Below are 18,555 nucleotides of genomic sequence, written 5' to 3' on the forward strand. Positions count from 1 at the left end.
TAACTAGAAGTGTGTTCCTTCCAAATTTTAAGAAAGGAACTGAATTCGGGCTACGAACTGTGCCTGTTTCTTGACCTACATATTACAGAAAGGAATCGAACACGCCCTACAAGCTGTGTCAAAAAGATAATTTCTCCAAGTGTTTGTAACACTTGGCCGAAATTCCTATTTTGACTGTGCTTGTTTAACGGGCTTTGTATCTTAATTTTATGAACATCTACGATCAATTACAGGCGGTGGAAGATCGCTACGAGGAACTTGGTGAATTGTTGTCTGACCCGGATGTGGTCAGCGATACCAAGCGTTTTATGGAGTTGTCTAAGGAAGAAGCTACGACTCGTGATACAGTAACAGCCTACCGCGAATATAAGACTGTACTTCAAAACATTATCGATGCAGAAGAGATGATTAAAGAATCTTCTGGCGATGCTGATTTGGAAGAAATGGCTAAGGAAGAACTCAAACAAGCTAAGGCTGATAAAGAGGCTTATGAAGAAAAGCTCAAAATCCTTCTTTTACCAAAAGACCCTAACGATGACAAGAACATTATCTTGGAAATTCGTGGTGCAGCTGGTGGTGATGAGGCCGCACTTTTTGCTGGCGATTTGTTGACCATGTACCAAAAATACGCAGAAAGCCAAGGCTGGCGCTTTGAAGTCATGGAGGCTTCTTATAATGGTGTCGGCGGTATCAAGGAAGTAGTTGCCATGGTCTCTGGTCAATCCGTTTATTCAAAACTCAAGTATGAATCAGGAGCACATCGTGTCCAACGTGTCCCTGTGACAGAAAGCCAAGGTCGTGTCCACACCTCAACAGCAACTGTCCTAATTATGCCAGAAGTAGAAGAAGTGGAATATGACATCGATCCAAAAGACCTTCGTGTCGACATTTACCATGCCTCTGGTGCTGGTGGTCAGAACGTCAACAAGGTGGCGACTGCCGTTCGTATCGTTCACTTGCCGACCAACATTAAGGTCGAAATGCAGGAAGAGCGTACCCAGCAAAAGAACCGTGACAAGGCTATGAAAATCATCCGAGCGCGTGTGGCTGACCATTTTGCCCAAATTGCCCAAGACGAGCAAGATGCTGAGCGCAAGTCAACCATCGGCACTGGTGACCGTTCGGAGCGGATTCGTACTTACAACTTCCCGCAAAACCGTGTGACCGACCACCGTATCGGTCTTACCCTGCAAAAACTGGACACCATTTTGTCTGGTAAGATGGATGAGGTTGTCGATGCCTTGGTACTCTATGATCAAACGCAAAAACTGGAAGAGCTGAATAAGTAATGACATACGCCCAACTTTTTTCTGTCTATGAGGCAGAGCTTTTGGCAGTGGGAGAGGAGCCTGAGAGCCTCTCTTTTGTCTATCGAGGTCTGAAAAATCTTGATCTGACCGCCTTTGTCTTGCTACTTCGTCAAGAAGTGTCGGCTGAGGAGCGGGATGTAATCGAGCAGATTTTTCAGCAGCTCAAAGCGCATCAGCCAGCTCAGTACATCCTTGGTTACGAGGACTTTCACGGATTGCGTTTCAAGGTGGACGAGCGGGTGCTCATTCCGAGACCTGAGACAGAGGAGTTGGTTGATTTGGTTTTGTCGGAAAATAGCAGAGCTAATTTACGAGTTTTGGACATTGGAGCTGGCAGCGGTGCTATTGCGGTTTCTCTTGCTCATGCTAGAGCAGATTGGGATGTAGTTGCAGTAGATATTTCACCCGACGCACTGACTTTAGCCCAGGAAAATGCTGAGCGCAACAAGGTTGACGTCCAGTTTATCCTGTCCGATTTGTTTGAAAATATTTCTGGAACCTTTGACATCATCGTCTCCAATCCGCCCTATATTTCGCCAGATGATAAGGCTGAGGTCGGGCTAAATGTCCTTGCATCAGAGCCACATGTAGCGCTCTTTGCAGAAGAAGATGGCTTGGCTATCTATCGAAATATCATTGAGCAAGCTGGTCAATTTTTGACTAATAATGGAAAAATCTACTTTGAAATTGGCTACAAACAAGGGCAGCAGGTGTCTGATTTGCTGCGTCAGCATTTCCCAGAAAAAAATGTCCGAGTACTGAAGGACCAGTTTGGCCAGGATAGAAAGGTGGTTGCTGATGATAATGGATAAATTCCGAACAATAATTGAAAACGACGGTGCAGTCATTATGCCGACGGAGACCGTCTACGGGCTTTTTGCCAAGGCCCTGTCGGAAACCGCTGTCAATCATGTTTACGAGCTCAAACAACGTCCGCGTGACAAGGCTATGAACCTAAATGTGTCAACCCTGAACGATATTCATTATTTTAGTCAAAATCCTCCCTTTTTTCTTGAAAAAGTGTATAATAGTTTTATGCCTGGTCCCCTAACAATTATCCTAAAATCGAACGAAAATGTTCCTGTTTGGATAAATTCGGGTCTGGCAACTGTAGGTTTTCGGGTGCCAAAGCACGAAAAAACCTTACAATTGATAAACATGATTGGCCCTCTCATTGGTCCATCTGCTAATTTATCAGGAAAAGAAAGCGGAAGGTATTTCCAGGATATTCAGGCCCAGTTTTCTCAAGAGCTGGTTGGCTTTGAGGATGATCAAGCCCTGACTGGTGTAGATTCGACCATTTTGGACCTTTCTGGTCAGCAAGCACGAATTTTGCGTCAAGGTGCCATCACCAAGGAAGAAATTTTGGCTGCTGTACCTGAAATTGAATTTGCAGATTGACCCACGTCTAACCATAAAATAGGAGTATCATAGATGATTTTCGATATAGTTGATTATAAAGAATTTGACAAAGAACTTTGGGATGCGATTAAGGACGAGGAAGATCGTCAGCAACACAATATTGAATTGATTGCCTCTGAAAATGTCGTTTCTAAGGCTGTTATGGCAGCTCAGGGATCTATTCTTACTAATAAATACGCGGAAGGATACCCTGGTAAACGTTATTACGGTGGTACAGAAGTGGTTGACGTGATTGAAAATCTTGCTATTGAGCGCGCTAAGGAAATTTTCGGTGCTAACTTTGCCAATGTACAACCGCATTCTGGTAGCCAGGCTAATGCTGCAGCCTATATGGCGCTCATTCAGCCAGGCGATACTGTTTTGGGTATGGATTTGTCTGCTGGTGGTCACCTGACCCACGGTTCTCCTGTCAACTTCTCAGGTAAGACTTACAATTTCGTAGCTTATGGTGTTGATAAGGAGACAGAAGTCTTGAACTACGATGCAATTTTGGCTCGTGCAAAAGAAGTCTCACCCAAATTGATTGTTGCAGGTGCATCTGCCTATTCTCGTACCATTGATTTTGAAAAATTCCGTGCAATTGCTGATGAAGTTGGTGCTTACTTGATGGTAGATATGGCTCATATCGCAGGTCTTGTTGCAGCTGGTCTTCATCCAAATCCCGTTCCACATGCACATATTGTTACCACAACCACTCATAAGACCCTTCGTGGCCCTCGTGGTGGCTTGATTTTGACCAACGACGAAGAATTGGCTAAGAAAATCAATTCTGCAGTTTTCCCAGGTATGCAGGGTGGTCCATTGGAGCACGTTATTGCTGCTAAGGCTGTTGCCTTCAAGGAAAACTTGGACCCATCCTTCAAAGACTACGCAAGCCAGATTATCAAAAACTGTCAGGCTATGGCAGATGTCTTCAAAGCTGACGAGAATTTCCGTGTTATTTCTGGTGGAACAGACAACCATGTCTTCTTAGTTGATGTGACCAAAGTCGTTGAAAACGGAAAAGTTGCCCAAAACTTGCTGGATGAAGTAAGCATTACCCTTAACAAGAACTCTATTCCTTTTGAAACCCTGTCTCCATTTAAGACCTCTGGTATTCGTATCGGGACAGCGGCTGTGACAGCTCGTGGTTTCAAGGAAAAAGAGTGCCGCCAGGTAGCTAACTTCATCATTACAGCCTTGAAAAATGCTGAAAATGAAACTGTGTTGGAACAAGTCCGCCAAGATGTTCGCAGCTTGACAGACCGCTTCCCACTCTATGAAAATTAAAAATGGATATATTTGTAAAACAAGCAATCATACATCAATTTAGTCCTGACGATACAGAGCTGGTCCTTGCCGACCAGCTTTTGACTGTCAGTCCTAAAATAGAAGAATATTTACGCAAAAAAATTGAACGTGTCTTTTCAGACGAGGCCAAAACTGGCCAATTTGATTCGGAAAATCCCTTCCTAGAAAATCTGTCAGGAAATCTGATGGAAAATTCGGTCAAAATTGCCAATCTCTGGAAGGAAGAGTTTTCAATTTCTGAAAACCTTAAGACCAATGACTTGATTTTTGTGGCTTTTGAGAAAAATGGAATTGAACATTTTGGATTTTTGCGGATTTCTCTGCGTGAAAACCTGGCCCACGTTGGCTCGGAAAGCGACAGCCCGTTGAAGATTACCCAGAACAATCTGCCTGGTCCAGGCTCCGCACCTGACGAAGCCCTCATCATCAACTTGCAGACCTACAAATACCACCTGATTGAGAAGAGAATCAAGCACAACGGAGCCTTTCTCAACTATTTTTCAGATAATCTTTTGCAAGTTACGCCAGCCCATTCTGCCAAAAAATCCATTAAGGCCCTTGAGCAGACCGCACAAAAAATTGCGGATAGTTTTCATCAAGGGGATTTCCAATTCCAGTCCAAGGTCAAGTCGGCTATCTATAATCATTTGGAAGAGGACAATGAGTTATCGCCTGAGAAATTGGCCGACCAGCTTTTTGACAACAATCTCACAGCCCGCTTGAATTTTGTCGACCAGCTGAAGGAAGTCATCCCAGACAAGGTTTCCTTTGATGAGATTGATGCCAGCCGTCAGCTCAAAAAATTTGAAAATCAGAAATTGTCCCTATCAAATGGCATCGAGCTGATTGTACCGAATTCAGTCTATGAGGATGCAGAGTCGGTGGAGTTCATCCAAAATCCTAACGGAACCTACTCCATTTTGATTAAAAACATCGAAGATATTAAGAGTAAATAAATGAAAAAAATTACAAGAACGATTTTTCTTGTCGTCCTTGTTTTTCTTTGTTATCAATTGTACCAGACCTATCATGCGGTTGAGCAGGTCATGACTTTTCAGCCCTTGGTCCAAGAAGTCCTGGCTGAAAATGATACCGCAGCAAATGAAGAATTGGTACTGGCTATGATTTATACAGAGACAAAGGGAAAACAGGTCGACGTTATGCAGTCCAGTGAATCTGCGACAGGCTACATTAATGCCATTACAGATAGCAAGGAGAGCATCCGCCAAGGTGTTATCTATCTCAGTCAGAATTTGCAGCTGGCAGGAGAACGTGGGGTGGATGTTTGGACGGCAGTTCAGGCCTACAATTTTGGGCAGACCTATATTGATTATGTGGCTGCAAATGGAGGTGAGAACTCCCTGAATTTGGCTGAGGAGTATTCCAAAACAGTAGTCGCACCAAGTTTGGGTAATACTAGTCTAGAAACTTATACCTACTGGCATCCACTTGCTCTTGTCAATGGCGGCAAGCTCTATGTCAACGGGGGCAATATGTACTATTCACGCCAGGTCCAATTTAACATGTATCTGATGCGCCTTATCAATCTTTTTTAACCCTCCCTCTTAAAAAGTGTTATAATAGAAATATGAACGGAGGTGTGCCAAGATGACAAGAACCTGTATGATTACTGGTGCAAGTAGCGGAATTGGGAAGGCCATTGCATATGCCTTTGCCAAAAACGGTGATAATGTAGTTATTACTGGGCGCCGGAAGGAACAGCTAGAAACGATTAAAAAGGACTTGGAAACAAGTTTTAGCATCAATGTGACTTTGGCTGTGTTTGATGTAACAAATGTAGAAGAAGTTATAGAGCAGTGCCAGCAGATTATGAAAGAAGTTGGACAGTTGGACGTCTTGGTCAACAATGCTGGTCTGGCTTTGGGACTGGATAAGTTCCAAGAATATGATTTGGCTGATATGTTGACTATGATTGATACCAATGTTCGTGGTCTGTTGACTGTGACCCGCCAGATTTTGCCACAAATGGTAGAAAACAATAATGGTCACATCATCAATATCGGCTCAACTGCTGGGATTTATGCCTATGCAGGTGCGGCTGTTTATGCTGCAACCAAGTCTGCTGTCAAGGTCTTGAGCGACGGTATCCGCATTGATACCATTGATAAAAACATCAAGGTGACAACATTGCAACCAGGAATTGTGGAGACGGACTTCAGCCAGGTGCGTTTCCATGGAGACAAGGAGCGAGCAGCAACAGTTTACCAAGGGATTGATGCACTTCAGGCAGAAGATATTGCCAACTGCACCATTTTTATAACGAATCAACCAGCCCATGTGCAGATTTCAGATATGACGATCATGGCCACCAAGCAAGCAACAGGATTTACCATTCACCGTGAGTAGGAGGTCTTGCTATGAGAAAGTTTGGAAACAGTTTATCCATCTTACTTCTATCTGCCATGTTCTTAGGTGCCTGCACCAATAAAACAAGAATAGGGCAGATAAGCACCAGCAGTTCCCCATCTAGCAGCTCTTCATCGACAAGGGCAAGTAGTTCAACTAGCACCAGTAGCTCTGAGACCACAAAAGTTTCTGGAAAAGATTTTTCAGAATTAAACATAGGGATCCAACTAGAGAGTGGGCAGGATACCATTGACTATGCCAAAATGATCTTAGGCGACAAGGATTGGATTGTCATTGAAGGAAATTATACTCGGACAGAGTCTATTCCCTATAATCTGCTACAAGGGAATGACGGTTCGCTCTACTGGGTCTACCAAAATGGCAAAATCTATGATAAGGAAAACCAACTGGTCCACCAGCCATAAGAAACAGCTGAAGATTTGAATGTCCTTTAGCTCTACAGGTAAATATTCTAAAACTGGGTTTCATGCCCAGTTTTTACTTTTCCGTACACCGGTTCCAATTTTCTGCTGGTTTACTGTGTCCAAGAAGTGGTCATAGGTCTGTTTAACTGCGGGGAATTTTTGAGAGGTTCCAGTGGAAAGGGCTAGATTTTCTAGGAATATTGGGAAGCTTCCCTTTTTATAGAGTTCTCCTTGAAAGAAGAATTTATCAGTAATCTTGTCAATAAAGATGATCGAGGAGCGCCATCGGGCCTTTCGTGAATGGGACGGTTTCCAGGAGATTTTGATTTGCTGGTTATAAAAATACCAGCCCATGATATAAATCTTGGTTTCTTGCTGGCGTTTGATGTCATGATACGTACAGGGAAGGGCATAGATCGTGCCACGATTGGTTTGCAAGAAAGGCTTGAAATCACGGATTTTTTCGTAATCCTTCTGGTCAACGATTGTAAATCCTCTGTCCTTGGCAATTTTTTTCTCATCTACCGTGTAAGAATAGCGGTAGGGGTCAAAGATGATCGACCGTTCATGAACTCGGTAACGCTCTGCCATTTTCTTAAAATGAGGCAAGCTACCATAGTTTTCCAGCAAATAAGGTGTCGTAGCACCTCTATGGCTGATATTTGGCTGGATGTCAAGGATACGGCAGGTATCCAAGCTATCGAGAGGGACTGCACCAAGGCCAATCAGGAGTTGCTCCCTTGTAAAATGACTGGCAAAGCGGGCTTGGGAAGTCTGACCGTTCTCACTCTGGCTGTCTACAAAAAGCGTTTCGCCCTGGCTAAAAACGATTATATAATTCTCATGCTGTTCGGCTTTTCTTTCGATAGGAATGCTGTATAATTGGTGAAAAGTGGGTAAATCCAGGAGTTGTCCAAGTTTCATTTTTTTCATAAAACCAGTATAGCAGAAAATTTTCTGCAAATCCAGTTAAAAGTAAAACTTGTTAAACTTATTTTTAAAAAGAAATGCTCTGACTACATTTCCTTGGAATCAAAGCCTTCAAAGATTTGTATGTCAAAGCGTTTTTTATTGCTAATGTATGCTTGAGGGGTCTTTACTGTATAGACCACCAGAGGGATGCGAAAGAGCAGGCGAATTAGATTGAGCGATGGATTTTTCTGAAATTCATGCTCGTAGGTGATAAAGTCTGGTCGTGTGAGACAATTAGTCAGCAGGTGCTTGATAGCAAAGTAAATCAGCCCCTTTTGCCCACTTAAATCACCAGACAATTGTCCACGAATATAGTTAGGGCGATGTTTTTTAAAATAGGCGACAACCAGGGGATTGAAGGATTCCACCATAAAAGCTCCTGTGTAGCTGTCCAGATAGCTGGTCACGCGCTGACAGACTTCCAGAACGTCCCTGCTCTCCGACTTGATTTCTACGATGAGAGGCACCTTGCCTGCTACCAGATCCAAGATATCAGCTAGGCGAGGAATGCCTTCTTGGCTATTTAAAAGCTTGTATTTTTGCAGTTCTTGATAGTGGCAATCTTCGATATTTTGGTCAATGCCAGAGGTTCTAAGCAAGCTGGGGTCATGGATGAGGACTAGTTCCTTGTCCTTGGTCATCCGGATGTCAAACTCGATACCGTAGCCTTTCTGCACAGCTAGAGCATAGGCTGCCAGACTATTTTCCGGTGCAGCTCCGCTATTATCATAAAAACCCCTGTGAGCATAATCCCAGCCCAGAAAGGACCAAAGTCAACCCGCCCCATGCGAGGTTTGAGCAAAAAAATCAATAAACCAATGAGAATGAGGAATCCGAGTAAATAAAGCATAGCAACCTTTCTAGGAATAATCCCCGTGCCGGACTAAAATCATGGTCAGGAAGGACAGGATGGAGAAGAGGAGGGCATAGGGAAATAGGGCAATCCCAGCAACTCCATGAGAAGGGAGTCACAATCTGCGCCGCCATAGAGGCAGTGTAGTACATGCCAGTGTACTTGCCCACATCCGCAACATGACTCATCTCTACAATCATAGGCAGGGAATTAACATTGATGAAGGCCCAACCCACCCCCATAATAGCAAAAGACAGATAGACCAGGGCTGAAAAAGTGGCCAGGATGATACCGAGAAGATAGGTCGTGGAAAACAGGCAAATTCCTAATAAAATCGCCTTTCTGCGACCGATTTTTGTCCCTAAAAATCCAGAGGGAATATAGGTAATGATTGCTGCAATAGCAGCCAGCATGAGCGAGCGTGCCACCTGGCCAGCATCCATGTCCCAGACAGCGATAGCATAGCGTGAAAAAGCAGTCGTAATGCCGTTGTAGGCTATGAACCACAGGAAGATGGACACCAGCAGGAAAAAAAGGGAAATCTTGACTTCCTTGTCGAGCTCGCCCGTTCCTCTAGTCTTGTACTCTTCGTTTTGGACTGGGATGGCCATTTTTTCTCATCAATTTTCCAGCGGAGAATGGCAAAGCTGACTAGCAAAATGAGTCCAACTGTCAGGAAGAGGTCAGTATAGTCAGGCTGGTCTGACTTATCGACCAGCAGGGCTAGGGCAATGAGCGTTAGAATTGCACCGACAGCACCCATAAGATTGATGATGGCATTAGCCTTGCTACGCAAAGGCTTGGATGTCAAATCGGGCATGAGGGCAATAGCAGGAGCCCGAGAAATGGACATGGCAAATAAGACAAGTCCCAAGCCAAGATTGAAGAGCCAGAAAGGCACCAAAATAGGGTAGGAGAAAGAGAGAAAGAATATATTTGCTTTTAAGTAGGATGAGCTACCATTAATTTTGGTAGTTTTTATATTTTGGTGCTAAACTGGTGCTAACGATAAAAGAAAACCGATGAAACACTTTATTTCATGCGGTTTTTTGAGTAACTTATTCTATTCCCACTCAACTGTTGCTGGTGGTTTGCTTGTAATGTCGTAGACGATGCGGTTGACGTGGTCGACTTCGTTGACGATGCGGACAGAGATTTTTTGAAGGACATCCCACGGAAGCTTAGCAAAGTCAGCTGTCATGCCATCGACAGAAGTGATAGCACGGATAGCAATGGTATAGTCATAAGTACGACCGTCTCCCATGACACCTACCGAACGAACTCCAGTATTGACCGTGAAATACTGCCACACATCACGGTCCAGGCCAGCCTTGGCAATTTCCTCACGGAGGATAGCGTCTGACTCACGGACAGTGTAGAGTTTTTCCTCGGTGATTTCGCCCATGATACGGATAGCCAGTCCAGGACCTGGGAATGGCTGACGCCACACAACCTCATCAGGCATACCGAGTGCCGTACCTAGCGCACGTACTTCATCCTTGAAGAGGGTATTGAGCGGCTCAATCAACTCAAATTGCATATCCTCTGGAAGTCCGCCCACATTGTGGTGAGACTTGATTGTCTCAGCCGTATCCGTCCCAGACTCGATAATATCGGTGTAAAGCGTGCCTTGAGCCAGGAATTTTACATCTGTCAGCTTGCTTGCCTCGTCGTCAAATACGTAAACAAATTCATTGCCGATGATTTTACGTTTCTTCTCAGGGTCAGATACGCCAGCAAGCAAATCTAGGAAACGTTTAGAAGCGTCTACGCGAATGATATTGAGACCGAATTTGCCACCCAACATCTCCATAACCTGTTTGCCTTCATTCTTACGAAGAAGACCATGGTCAACGAAGATACAGGTCAACTGGTCACCGATTGCACGTTGCAGAAGGACACCGACAACAGACGAGTCCACACCGCCAGACAGACCCAGAAGAACCTTCTTGTCTCCAACAGTTGCACGGATTTTCTCGATTTCAGTCTCGATGAAGTTTTCCATGGTCCAGTCACCACGCGCACCACAGATACCAAAGGCAAAATTCTTCAAGATGTCATTACCGTATACGGAATGACGAACTTCTGGGTGGAACTGGATACCGTAGATGCGACGTTCGATATTTTCAATGGCAGCATAAGGGCAATCCGTAGACAGACCGACCAAGTGGAAGTCAGCTGGAATTTCCGTCACAGCGTCACCGTGGCTCATAAGAACCAATTGCTCAGAAGGAGTGTCAGCAAAAAGAGCAGACTCAGCCTTGAGTTCAAGTGTTGACTGACCATATTCACGGTTACCAGCCTCGCTAGCAGGCACCACCTTACCGCCCAATTTATGGGTAATTAGCTGCATACCGTAGCAAATCCCCAAAATTGGAATCCCCAGTTCAAAAATTTCTGAGTCAATGTCAAAGGCATTTTCCGCGTAAACTGAGTTTGGCCCACCAGAAAGAACGATACCAATCGGATTGATTTGGCGGACCTCCTCAGCAGTAATTTTGTGGTTTTTCAGTTCTGAAAAGACACCGAATTCACGGATGCGACGTGAAATCAGCTGGTTGTACTGGCTACCATAATCCAGAACGATAATTTTTTGGACATCTTGTTTTGTCATGTTTTTCCCTTTCCATTTGAAAATCATTCAAATACTGATAGCTATTTTACCATAAATACGAACATTTTCCAAACTATATTTGCCAATTATCAGTTTTCCAAACTATGGCGATTTTTTTGAAATCCCATGTTCGTTTTTTTCTAGATTTTACTCATTTTATTAAAGCAGATTACCAGTCATTGTTTGCCTGCCTTATTTTTACTCATAAAAAACAGCTGACCTTTGTAAAATTGGTCTAATTTTGGTAGACTAGACGGAGAGAGGTTTGACAAATGAAAGCAGCATATATTACCATTCACGATAAGATTAAGGAGCAGATTGACCAGGGTGTTTGGAAGATTGGCCAGCGCCTGCCCAGCGAGCGTGACCTGTCCGATGAGTTCGGCGTTTCCCGCATGACCCTGCGCCAAGGCATCACCCTCCTGGTCGAAGAAGGAGTGCTCCAGCGTAAGGTCGGTTCCGGCACCTATGTGGCCAGCACTCGGGTTCAAGAAAAGATGCGCGGCACGACCTCCTTTACAGAGTTGGTTCTCTTGCAGGGCAAAAAGCCGAGTAGCAAGCTCTTGTCTTATACTCGAACCAAACCAAATGAGAAAGAAGTTGAACAGCTAGCCTTGACCAAGGGGGAATATGTCGTCCGGATGGAACGGGTTCGCTATGCTGATAATGTCCCTGTCGTTTATGAAGTTGCCAGCATTCCGGAGCGTCTGATTAAAAGCGTTCCCAAGGAGGAAGTGACCAACCATTTCTTCAAGACCTTGACGGACAATGGCTATAAAATCGGCACCAGCAAGCAGACCATTTTTGCACGGCTGGCCAATGAGAAGGTGGCTAACTACCTAGACATCAGCAAAAATCAGCCAATTTTGGCTCTGAGGCAGGTTTCCTACCTGGATGACGGCCAGGCCTTTGAATTTGTGAACAGCCAGTACGTTGGCGAACGCTTTGAGTTTTATTTGGAGAATAATTAGGAAAAGAGCAAGCAAAATAGAGCCTTTCGACTCTATTCAAAAATATAATTGTAAAGCTGAATGACTTTCTGGAAAGTCCAAGTATCTAACTGTGTGATTTTGCTGGCATTCCTAGCTATGAAATCAAAAGTATAGAGTTGCGTAGGATTGACGAATCCGGCGACTTTTTCTGAGTCAATCGGCACAGATAGCCCGCGGCTCTCTAAAGTTTTTGCACCGTGTGTAATAGGACAGACAGCGACGAAACCTGTTGCTCGGCTGTATTTTTGACTGGAGATAACTAAAGCAGGACGGCGATTCTGAATTTCCTTGCCAGCAGAAGGGTCAAAATCAATCCAGATAATATCCTGCTTTTGAGGAATATATTCAACCTTCATTATCGAGTAACACCTCCCCTTCAAAGTCATTTTCCATGATGAAGGGTTCCATATTGTCAAAGGGATTAGGGATTTTGGACGCAAGAATAATCACATCATCAACTCCTTTGTAGACAAGGAATTCTTTGCCCTCACTAATACCTAGTTCTTTAGGAATGGTTACTGCCAGTGAATTACTACCTTACGCGTTTTCACAGTATTCATAAAAGTATACCTCCGTACATCGTATACACGATTTTGACAAAAAAGTCAAAGGTTTTTGAGTATTTTCGCTCGTTTTAAAACTCTCTAAATAGACGTAAATAAAATTATGCAAACAAATGATCCGTTTTCCCACTAGAAACGGATTTTCTTATTTATTAACGCTAGAATTTTTGATATAATAAAGTTTATGGAAATTGAAAAAACCAATCGAATGAATGCCTTATTTGAATTCTACGCTGCCTTATTGACGGACAAGCAAATGAACTATATCGAGCTATATTATGCGGATGATTATAGTTTAGCAGAGATAGCTGAGGAATTTCAGGTGAGCCGTCAGGCGGTTTATGATAACATCAAACGAACCGAAAAATTGTTAGAGGACTACGAAATGAAGTTGCACATGTACTCGGACTATGTTGTGCGCAGCCAAATTTTCGATGAGATTTTGGAAAAATATCCAGAAGATGCGTTTTTGCATGAAAAAATCTCTGTCCTAACCAGCATTGATAATCGAGATTAAAAGGAGAACACATGGCTTTTGAAAATTTAACCCAGCGTTTGCAGAACGTATTTAAAAATCTGCGTGGAAAAGGAAAAATCAGCGAGAGCGACATTCAAGAAGCGACCAAGGAAATCCGTTTGGCCTTGCTTGAGGCGGACGTAGCCTTGCCAGTCGTCAAAGATTTTATCAAGAAGGTGCGTGAGCGTGCCATTGGCCACGAAGTCATCGATACCCTCAATCCAGCTCAACAAATCATCAAGATTGTCGACGAAGAATTGACGGCGGTTCTGGGTTCGGAAACGGCTGAGATTATCAAATCACCGAAAATTCCAACCGTTATCATGATGGCTGGTCTTCAAGGTGCTGGTAAGACGACCTTTACCGGTAAATTGGCCAACAAACTCAAGCAAGAGGAGAATGCGCGTCCTCTCTTGATTGCGGCGGATATTTACCGTCCAGCGGCCATTGACCAGTTGAAAACGCTAGGGCAACAGATTGACGTTCCTGTCTTTGAATTGGGCAACCAAGTTCCTGCCCTTGAAATTGTGCGCCAAGGTTTGGAACAAGCCAAAGCCAACCACAATGACTATGTCCTCATCGATACGGCCGGTCGTTTGCAGATTGACCAAGCCCTGATGGCGGAATTGCGTGATATTAAAGACTTTGTCCAACCAAATGAAATCCTCTTAGTAGTCGATGCCATGATTGGTCAAGAGGCCGCTAATGTTGCCAAGGAATTTAATGACCAGTTGGCGATCACTGGTGTGATTTTGACTAAGATTGACGGTGATACGCGTGGTGGTGCGGCGCTTTCTGTTCGTCACATTACTGGCCAACCTATCAAATTCACTGGTACTGGTGAGAAGATCACAGACATCGAAACCTTCCATCCAGACCGTATGTCATCTCGTATTCTCGGTATGGGGGATATGTTGACGCTGATTGAAAAGGCCAGCAAGGAGTACGACGAGAAGAAATCATTGGAACTGGCGGAAAAAATGCGCGAGAACACCTTTGATTTCAACGATTTCATTGACCAGCTCGACCAAGTACAAAGCATGGGACCGATGGAAGACTTGCTCAAAATGCTTCCTGGTATGTCAACCAATCCAGCTCTGGCAAATCTAAAGGTTGACCAAAAACAGATTGCTCGTAAGCGTGCCATTGTGTCCTCAATGACGCCTGAAGAACGAGAAAATCCGGATTTATTAACTCCGAGCCGTCGCCGTAGGATTGCGGAAGGTTCAGGGAATAGCTTTGTCGAAGTCAATAAATTTATCAAGGATTTCAACCAAGCAAAATCCCTCATGCAAGGCATGATGTCTGGTGACATGAGCAAAATGATGAAACAGATGGGCATTAACCCTAATAATCTTCCGAAAAATATGCCAAACAATATGGATATGTCTGCCTTAGAAGATATGATGGGTGGTAGCGGAATGCCCGATATGAGCCAACTGATGGGCGGGGCTGGTATGCCTGACATGTCATCCATGTTTGGTGGTGGGCTCAAAGGCAAGATTGGAAAATTTGCCATGGAGCAGGCCATGAAACGTCAAGTCAACAAGATGAAAAAAGCTAAGAAAAAGCGTAAATAATTCGTTCTCCACAAATAGAAAGAAGATTTGATGACACGTTCTACATTAATGCAATACTTTGAATGGTATCTGCCTGCTGATCACGACCATTGGAATCGGCTAAAAAATGACGCTCCGCATCTGAAAGAATTAGGAATTAGCCATGTTTGGACGCCACCTGCCTTTAAAGCGACAGGACCAGATGACGTCGGCTATGGGATTTATGATCTGTTTGATTTGGGAGAATTCGACCAAAAAGGCACCATTCCAACCAAATACGGAACAAAAGATGAGTATCTGGCTGCTATTCATGCTCTCAACGAACAAGGGATAGCAGTGATTGCGGATATTGTCCTCAACCACAAGGCTGGTGGAGACTACCAAGAAAGCTTCCAAGTTCGTCGGATGAACCCTGATAATCGGCAAGAAAGTCTTTCTGAGCCCTATGAAATCAAGGGTTATACTGGTTATGATTTCCAAGGTCGTAACGATGTCTACAATGATTTTAAGTGGCATTGGTACCATTTCACAGGGCTTGATTTTGATGCCGCCCACAATGAAACGGGCATTTATCAAATCGTAGGAGAGAACAAGGGCTGGGCCAATCAAGATCAGGTCGACGGAGAGCACGGGAACTACGATTACCTGATGTTCAATGACATTGATTTCAAACACCCAGAAGTAGTAGAGCATCTCAAAGATTGGGTAAAATGGTTTATCGAAACAACTCAGGTTGATGGCTTTCGGATTGACGCTGCCAAGCATATTGGGGAAGATTTTATCGCTTCCTTTATGGAATTTGTCCGACAAGAAATTAAGCCTGACCTGTACGCTTTCGCAGAATATTGGAAAGACAGTGAAGCAGATAGTCAAAGTTATATCGACGGTACAGATTACCAACTTGACTTGGTGGACGTTCCGCTCCACATGAATTTCTTTCAGGCGGGTAATGAAGGGCAATCTTTCGATTTACGGACCATTTTTGATGGTAGCTTGGTGAAAACAAAGCCTGATTTTGCCGTTACATTTGTCGAAAACCATGATACACAACGTGGACAGGCGCTAGAATCAACAGTCGCAGATTGGTTCAAACCAGCTGCTTACGCCTTAATTTTGCTACGTCAACAAGGATTGCCAACCTTATTCTACGGTGATTATTACGGTATTTCAGGTGAATTTGGACAAGCTGCCTTCAATGAAATCTTGGATAAATTACTTGCTATCCGTCAACATCATACCTACGGTCCACAGATTGATTATCTCGATCATCCAAATTGTATTGGTTGGGTTTGCCAAGGGGATAATGAGCATCCTAAAGGTCTAGCCTGCGTTATCAGCAATGCAGATGAAGGATACAAAGACATAGATATGGGAACTTTAAATGCTGGAAAAGTATTTGTAGATGCAACCGGTCATCGACAAGACACCATTCAATTAGATGAAAATGGATGGGGGCGTTTCTATGTCAATCCAGGCTCGGTTTCCGTATGGGTAGAAGAATAACTAACAATTAAGTTTGCATAACGAATGTTATGTAAACTTTTTTTGTAATATAAGTTATAAAGTAAACTATCTTGAGTATTAATGTCTGAAAATTGTATAATGATTACCATTAAACTATGAAAAAGGATTTAGGTATTATGCAGTATTCAAGAGGTCAATATTTTCAATCAATGAAAAAACATCCTCTCTCAATATTACTGGCAGTGGTATTGTCTTTTTAACGATTAGTTTATTTGTATTTGGGAATAAGACGATTCGACTGGCTGAAGCTACAGAATATGTAGTGGCAGATTATAGACAACAATTTATCAATACAATTGCACCATCTGCGCAGCAATTAGCCAACGCCTATGATTTGTATCCATCTGTCATGATTGCACAGGCTATACATGAATCTAATTATGGACAATCTGGGTTATCAATTTCCCCGTACAATAACTTATTTGGTATCAAGGGAGCATACAATGGACAATCTGTATCCCTTCAAACATGGGAAGATGATGGATATGGAAATACCTATGATATCGTTGATTATTTTCGTACTTATCCAAGTTATTATGAGTCTTTAGCTGATTACGTAAACATTGTTCACCAACCTTATTTTAACAGTGTTTGGCGTTCCAACACCAGTAGCTACTTGGATGCTACTAATGCTTTAACTGGTACATACGCAACAGATACAGCCTACGCTGCAAAACTTAATGATATCATTGAACTTCATGGATTGACACAATACGATGGATATTATACTAATGAGAATGTTTCGTCAGTAGCTAATTTAATTTGGAATCCATATCGCGCACAATATACAACTCAAGAGACTCTAAATCTTGATATCGCCTGGGCAAATCGCTAGAATCTTCCATTCATCTATATTTATCCTTACAACAATAAACTAACTAAACCCAGCTAGACTGATTATTCAATTTAGCTGGGTTTTAATATGTAAAAGGTAAAAAAGTCAGGTAAGTGCTAGAATAGTTTCTTTCAGTCTTAATAGAAGTTTAGTAATGACCTAGTTGCATAACAAATATTTTAATCATAATTCCATTATAATGGACATTTTTATATTTTTCCCTTAAAATGGAATTATGAATAAAATGATGATGATTACTGGCCAGATTACACCTTTATCAAGACAATCACAAACAGAAATAAACATTCTTACGATTATTAGTCGTCTAAATCAGGTTTATGCTAGTCAATTATTGACTGATTTTACTCTCCATAGAGGTGGACTGCTAGAGGCTCAAGTCAAACCCAACGCGGATTTATTGCAAATTCTTGATTATTTACATCTGTCTCTGGCCGAAGGTTATCAGTTGCAAATAGGAATTGGTTTGGGTGAGCTGGATGATGCAGTGCAGAAAACCAGCATTTTCTCAAGCAATTCTCAAGCTCAGCGTGAGGCTGAGAAAGCTCTAACTTTGATCCAGACACAAGACGATTACGGAAGTAGAGCCAACGGATTTTCTTCCGACTATCCCCATATTGACAAGGTCATTAACAGTCTTTTAGCGACCAGCGATTTTATGCGAGATCGGTGGAGTCATTCGCAAAAGCAATTCATCCTAAGATTGGTAGAGACTGGCATTTATTCTGAACATTTTAAGCAAAAATCCCTAGCTCAGAAACTGAAACTCAGTCAAAGTGCCTTTACAAAACGGGTCAAATCAACAGGCATCAAGGTCTATCTCCGTAATCAAGAAACAGCTATGGAGTTAATGATGCAGTTATCAAATAAATAAAAAATAGTTTACATAATATTTAATATGCAAAAGTACATTTTTAGCTGATTTTTACTAAAAAATTTTTTTGTTATAAAATTAAAACTAAAAATTTATGAACAATTGACCTAACATGGTCTAAACCCTTGATAATACTGGGATAGAAGCATAAAGTACATTGATTAAAAAATGTACTTTATTTTTATTTTGTACTTTATTTTAGACACTGATAAAGTACAGTATTGGATGAGGAGAACGTAGTTTGGTTGGAGATTCAATTGTGCAAAATAATATCGAAAATGGCAGTGAGGTAAAAGGCTCAATTGTACATTTTTTGAAGATGATAATGTGTCATTTTATATAAGGCAAATTTCAATTCCGAGTTAGCCACCTATAAGAAATTCTCTCGGTGACTTGTAGCCCAAACATTTTTTGGGATAG

20 protein-coding genes and 1 pseudogene are annotated in these 18,555 nt (G+C 42.7%); 14 read left to right on the forward strand and 7 right to left on the reverse strand.

The window, feature by feature from the left end; all coding sequences use genetic code 11:
* The first annotated feature begins 209 nt into the window (after positions 1-209).
* The 8 genes from prfA to ACHBHN_RS09360 are packed head-to-tail and all read left to right on the forward strand — an operon-like array spanning position 210 to position 6,814.
* Positions 210-1,289, forward strand: a complete 1,080-nt coding sequence (gene prfA / locus ACHBHN_RS09325) for a peptide chain release factor 1 (RefSeq protein WP_105123338.1) — start codon at positions 210-212, stop codon at positions 1,287-1,289.
* Positions 1,289-2,122 (forward strand): peptide chain release factor N(5)-glutamine methyltransferase, encoded by an 834-nt coding sequence (gene prmC, locus ACHBHN_RS09330; RefSeq protein ID WP_105123337.1) that lies wholly within the window; start codon positions 1,289-1,291, stop codon positions 2,120-2,122. Before prfA ends, prmC begins: the two co-directional genes overlap by 1 nt.
* The gene (locus tag ACHBHN_RS09335) at positions 2,115-2,711 is read left to right on the forward strand and encodes an L-threonylcarbamoyladenylate synthase (protein ID WP_105123381.1); all 597 of its coding nucleotides are present in this window, start codon (positions 2,115-2,117) and stop codon (positions 2,709-2,711) included. Before prmC ends, ACHBHN_RS09335 begins: the two co-directional genes overlap by 8 nt.
* Before the next feature lie 33 nt (positions 2,712-2,744).
* The gene (gene glyA / locus ACHBHN_RS09340) at positions 2,745-4,001 is read left to right on the forward strand and encodes a serine hydroxymethyltransferase (RefSeq protein WP_105123336.1); all 1,257 of its coding nucleotides are present in this window, start codon (positions 2,745-2,747) and stop codon (positions 3,999-4,001) included.
* 2 nt (positions 4,002-4,003) lie between these two features.
* Positions 4,004-4,978 (forward strand): nucleoid-associated protein, encoded by a 975-nt coding sequence (locus ACHBHN_RS09345; protein ID WP_105123335.1) that lies wholly within the window; start codon positions 4,004-4,006, stop codon positions 4,976-4,978.
* Complete coding sequence (locus ACHBHN_RS09350; RefSeq protein WP_105123334.1) at positions 4,979-5,578, forward strand: lysozyme family protein; 600 nt, start codon at positions 4,979-4,981, stop codon at positions 5,576-5,578.
* A 52-nt stretch (positions 5,579-5,630) separates the two neighbouring features.
* Positions 5,631-6,389: an SDR family NAD(P)-dependent oxidoreductase gene (locus ACHBHN_RS09355; protein WP_394732861.1), complete on the forward strand. Its 759-nt coding sequence runs from the start codon at positions 5,631-5,633 to the stop codon at positions 6,387-6,389.
* An 11-nt stretch (positions 6,390-6,400) separates the two neighbouring features.
* Entirely contained in the window at positions 6,401-6,814 is a 414-nt protein-coding gene (locus ACHBHN_RS09360; RefSeq protein ID WP_394732862.1) for a hypothetical protein, read from the forward strand.
* Positions 6,815-6,874: 60 nt separating this feature from the next.
* Here ACHBHN_RS09360 and ACHBHN_RS09365 read toward each other — a convergent pair whose 3' ends face one another.
* The 5 genes from ACHBHN_RS09365 to guaA form a co-directional block, all read right to left on the reverse strand.
* Positions 6,875-7,747, reverse strand: a complete 873-nt coding sequence (locus ACHBHN_RS09365) for a hypothetical protein (protein WP_172074678.1) — start codon at positions 7,745-7,747, stop codon at positions 6,875-6,877.
* A gap of 83 nt (positions 7,748-7,830) precedes the next feature.
* The gene (locus ACHBHN_RS09370) at positions 7,831-8,547 is read right to left on the reverse strand and encodes a glycerophosphodiester phosphodiesterase family protein (protein WP_105123332.1); all 717 of its coding nucleotides are present in this window, start codon (positions 8,545-8,547) and stop codon (positions 7,831-7,833) included.
* 46 nt (positions 8,548-8,593) lie between these two features.
* Entirely contained in the window at positions 8,594-9,250 is a 657-nt protein-coding gene (locus ACHBHN_RS09375; RefSeq protein ID WP_105123331.1) for an MFS transporter, read from the reverse strand.
* Positions 9,136-9,540, reverse strand: a complete 405-nt coding sequence (locus tag ACHBHN_RS09380; RefSeq protein ID WP_161943416.1) for an MFS transporter — start codon at positions 9,538-9,540, stop codon at positions 9,136-9,138. Before ACHBHN_RS09380 ends, ACHBHN_RS09375 begins: the two co-directional genes overlap by 115 nt.
* A gap of 162 nt (positions 9,541-9,702) precedes the next feature.
* Positions 9,703-11,253, reverse strand: a complete 1,551-nt coding sequence (gene guaA / locus ACHBHN_RS09385) for a glutamine-hydrolyzing GMP synthase (protein WP_394733967.1) — start codon at positions 11,251-11,253, stop codon at positions 9,703-9,705.
* 272 nt (positions 11,254-11,525) lie between these two features.
* On the opposite strand from guaA, the gene ACHBHN_RS09390 reads away from it, so the two are divergent.
* A complete protein-coding gene (locus ACHBHN_RS09390) occupies positions 11,526-12,224 on the forward strand; it encodes a GntR family transcriptional regulator (RefSeq protein WP_105123328.1) in 699 nt (232 codons plus the stop codon).
* 32 nt (positions 12,225-12,256) lie between these two features.
* Here the strand turns inward: ACHBHN_RS09390 and ACHBHN_RS09395 are convergent, their stop codons facing one another.
* The gene (locus ACHBHN_RS09395) at positions 12,257-12,601 is read right to left on the reverse strand and encodes a type II toxin-antitoxin system PemK/MazF family toxin (RefSeq protein ID WP_105123327.1); all 345 of its coding nucleotides are present in this window, start codon (positions 12,599-12,601) and stop codon (positions 12,257-12,259) included.
* Positions 12,591-12,805 (reverse strand): annotated as a pseudogene (mazE, locus tag ACHBHN_RS09400) (type II toxin-antitoxin system PemI/MazE family antitoxin). Before mazE ends, ACHBHN_RS09395 begins: the two are co-directional and overlap by 11 nt.
* A gap of 187 nt (positions 12,806-12,992) precedes the next feature.
* Between mazE and ACHBHN_RS09405 the strand changes: the two are divergent.
* The 5 genes from ACHBHN_RS09405 to ACHBHN_RS09425 all read left to right on the forward strand — a co-directional run bounded on the left by ACHBHN_RS09405 (position 12,993) and on the right by ACHBHN_RS09425 (position 18,135).
* A complete protein-coding gene (locus tag ACHBHN_RS09405) occupies positions 12,993-13,325 on the forward strand; it encodes a putative DNA-binding protein (protein ID WP_105110178.1) in 333 nt (110 codons plus the stop codon).
* Between the two features lie 11 nt (positions 13,326-13,336).
* Positions 13,337-14,905, forward strand: a complete 1,569-nt coding sequence (gene ffh, locus ACHBHN_RS09410) for a signal recognition particle protein (protein WP_105137850.1) — start codon at positions 13,337-13,339, stop codon at positions 14,903-14,905.
* 30 nt (positions 14,906-14,935) lie between these two features.
* Positions 14,936-16,387 carry an alpha-amylase gene (locus ACHBHN_RS09415; protein ID WP_394733968.1) on the forward strand — a complete coding sequence of 484 codons (1,452 nt, stop codon included), beginning with the start codon at positions 14,936-14,938 and terminating at the stop codon, positions 16,385-16,387.
* Between the two features lie 253 nt (positions 16,388-16,640).
* Positions 16,641-17,243, forward strand: a complete 603-nt coding sequence (locus ACHBHN_RS09420; protein ID WP_394733970.1) for a glucosaminidase domain-containing protein — start codon at positions 16,641-16,643, stop codon at positions 17,241-17,243.
* 235 nt (positions 17,244-17,478) lie between these two features.
* Complete coding sequence (locus tag ACHBHN_RS09425; protein ID WP_105110181.1) at positions 17,479-18,135, forward strand: SatD family protein; 657 nt, start codon at positions 17,479-17,481, stop codon at positions 18,133-18,135.
* Positions 18,136-18,555: the final 420 nt, after the last annotated feature.

Origin of the sequence: Streptococcus sp. A22 (assembly GCF_043674215.1) — a bacterium.
GTDB lineage: Bacteria > Bacillota > Bacilli > Lactobacillales > Streptococcaceae > Streptococcus > Streptococcus suis_V.

What these genes read in the sequence shown, in the direction of transcription:
- prfA (WP_105123338.1), top strand. Translation starts at nt 210, where the DNA reads ATGAACATCTACGATCAATTACAGGCGGTGGAAGATCGCTACGAGGAA.
- ACHBHN_RS09425 (WP_105110181.1), top strand. Translation starts at nt 17,479, where the DNA reads ATGAATAAAATGATGATGATTACTGGCCAGATTACACCTTTATCAAGA.
- ACHBHN_RS09405 (WP_105110178.1), top strand. Translation starts at nt 12,993, where the DNA reads ATGGAAATTGAAAAAACCAATCGAATGAATGCCTTATTTGAATTCTAC.
- ACHBHN_RS09415 (WP_394733968.1), top strand. Translation starts at nt 14,936, where the DNA reads ATGACACGTTCTACATTAATGCAATACTTTGAATGGTATCTGCCTGCT.
- ffh (WP_105137850.1), top strand. Translation starts at nt 13,337, where the DNA reads ATGGCTTTTGAAAATTTAACCCAGCGTTTGCAGAACGTATTTAAAAAT.
- ACHBHN_RS09345 (WP_105123335.1), top strand. Translation starts at nt 4,004, where the DNA reads ATGGATATATTTGTAAAACAAGCAATCATACATCAATTTAGTCCTGAC.
- ACHBHN_RS09335 (WP_105123381.1), top strand. Translation starts at nt 2,115, where the DNA reads ATGGATAAATTCCGAACAATAATTGAAAACGACGGTGCAGTCATTATG.
- ACHBHN_RS09365 (WP_172074678.1), bottom strand. Translation starts at nt 7,747, where the DNA reads ATGAAAAAAATGAAACTTGGACAACTCCTGGATTTACCCACTTTTCAC.
- guaA (WP_394733967.1), bottom strand. Translation starts at nt 11,253, where the DNA reads ATGACAAAACAAGATGTCCAAAAAATTATCGTTCTGGATTATGGTAGC.
- ACHBHN_RS09375 (WP_105123331.1), bottom strand. Translation starts at nt 9,250, where the DNA reads ATGGCCATCCCAGTCCAAAACGAAGAGTACAAGACTAGAGGAACGGGC.
- ACHBHN_RS09395 (WP_105123327.1), bottom strand. Translation starts at nt 12,601, where the DNA reads ATGAAGGTTGAATATATTCCTCAAAAGCAGGATATTATCTGGATTGAT.
- ACHBHN_RS09355 (WP_394732861.1), top strand. Translation starts at nt 5,631, where the DNA reads ATGACAAGAACCTGTATGATTACTGGTGCAAGTAGCGGAATTGGGAAG.
- ACHBHN_RS09360 (WP_394732862.1), top strand. Translation starts at nt 6,401, where the DNA reads ATGAGAAAGTTTGGAAACAGTTTATCCATCTTACTTCTATCTGCCATG.
- ACHBHN_RS09390 (WP_105123328.1), top strand. Translation starts at nt 11,526, where the DNA reads ATGAAAGCAGCATATATTACCATTCACGATAAGATTAAGGAGCAGATT.
- glyA (WP_105123336.1), top strand. Translation starts at nt 2,745, where the DNA reads ATGATTTTCGATATAGTTGATTATAAAGAATTTGACAAAGAACTTTGG.
- ACHBHN_RS09350 (WP_105123334.1), top strand. Translation starts at nt 4,979, where the DNA reads ATGAAAAAAATTACAAGAACGATTTTTCTTGTCGTCCTTGTTTTTCTT.
- prmC (WP_105123337.1), top strand. Translation starts at nt 1,289, where the DNA reads ATGACATACGCCCAACTTTTTTCTGTCTATGAGGCAGAGCTTTTGGCA.